At 54.8% G+C, this 1,397-nt stretch carries 2 protein-coding genes; both read right to left on the bottom strand.

Annotation, left to right across the window (positions count from 1 at the left end; genetic code table 11):
* The coding region (locus tag ACESZP_RS17800; protein ID WP_499709938.1) for a transposon-encoded TnpW family protein at window positions 1-134 on the bottom strand (134 nt) is incomplete at its 3' end.
* Window positions 135-277: 143 nt separating this feature from the next.
* On the bottom strand, window positions 278-1,397 hold a 1,120-nt coding region (locus ACESZP_RS17795), incomplete at its 5' end, for an AAA family ATPase (RefSeq protein ID WP_499709937.1).

Genomic DNA, 1,397 nt, shown 5'->3' with positions numbered 1-1,397 from the left:
AGCATACGCTTGATTTTGTCCTCCATCGTCTCTTTTGCGGTCTGGCTGAAATGGACACGGACGATATAGGTTGTCTTGCCGATCTGCTTTCTGACAGTCGGGCAAGTGGTGGTATTGGTTGCGGTATTGTTCATTCAAAATCCTCCTGTAAATGAAAAAGTGCCCGGTGACGGTTCATCATCGGGCGGTGTCGGTATGAGGGAACAAGGCAAGGCGGCAACATTAAGGTATCTATAAAAACCTTGCCGTCTTTGCCACGCTTGCCGTGTTCCTGTTGTCAGTCTCGGAGATAGCAGACCCATGCTGTGCCGTCTTTCTCGGTCACAAGTCTGTCCCCGATACGGCTCTTTGCCGTTCTCATGGTGCGTGAGGAAATCCCACGCTCATTGACTGCCTTTTCCAGCTCTGCGCTCGGCATACGCTTTCCGTCCGCAAGCAGTTCCAGAATGAGCATTTGCGCTTGTGCGGTCTTGCTCTCGGTCTTGGTGTTGTCTGCCCCGGCAAGAAGCTCGTCAGCGGTAATGTCATAAGCTCCTATCCATTCAAAGCCTTTCTCGTCTCCCAGAGAAAAGGCAAGGGACTGTCCGGGCGGCGCAAGGGAGCTTTTCTCATGGATAAGCACCCTCGTTGTGGGGCTGTCCTTCAGCTTGCCGATAAAGAGCAGACTGCGGACTGCCGCCGTAATGTCGATAGACCCTAAGCCCCTGTAAGTGCTTTGTGTTCCTGCGGCTTTGTTCAGGTGTCCTATCAGCACGATAGCGCACCCAGTAGCCTGTGCAATATCTCCCAGACTGCGGAAAATGGGACGGACTTCATTTGCCCGGTTCATGTCCACATCTGCGCCCAGAAACGCCTGCACCGGGTCAATGATAACCAGCCTTGCGTTGTTTTCCCGGATTGCCCTTGCTATGCGCTCATCGGCAAGGGTCAGCGGTGTGTCCCTATCGTCAATGACAAGCACTCTTTCAAGGTCTGCTTCCGCTTCCATCAGTCGGGGCTTGACGGTATCGCCCAGACCGTCCTCTGCGGTCTGGTAGATGATGTTGAAAGGCTCAAGGGTCTCCATACCGGGTAAAGGCTTTCGGTTGGTACAAGCCGCCGCAAGACGCATGGCAAAGTAGGTCTTGCCCTCGCCGGGGTTGCCCTGTATAATCGTCAGCTTTCCAAAGGGGATATAGGGAAACCATAGCCAATCCACGCTCGTCAGCTCCACATCTGCCATGCGGAGCATGGGAACAGGCTGGGCGGTGGGCAGCTCTCGCAGCGTGATTGTCTCGGCTATGAATTTGCGGCTGGGAATGTCCCCTTGCTGACGGAGAACATCGTTCCAGTCTTTCCTTGCCGGGACAAGGCGAATGACGGCGATCTCGCCGGGAATGGACTGTGCCAGTCGGGTG

Source organism: Candidatus Dorea massiliensis AP6 (assembly GCF_964245105.1).
Taxonomy (GTDB): domain Bacteria; phylum Bacillota; class Clostridia; order Lachnospirales; family Lachnospiraceae; genus Laedolimicola; species Laedolimicola intestinihominis.
Note: the sequence above shows the minus strand (reverse complement) of the source record. Positions and strands in the feature narration are given on the sequence as shown.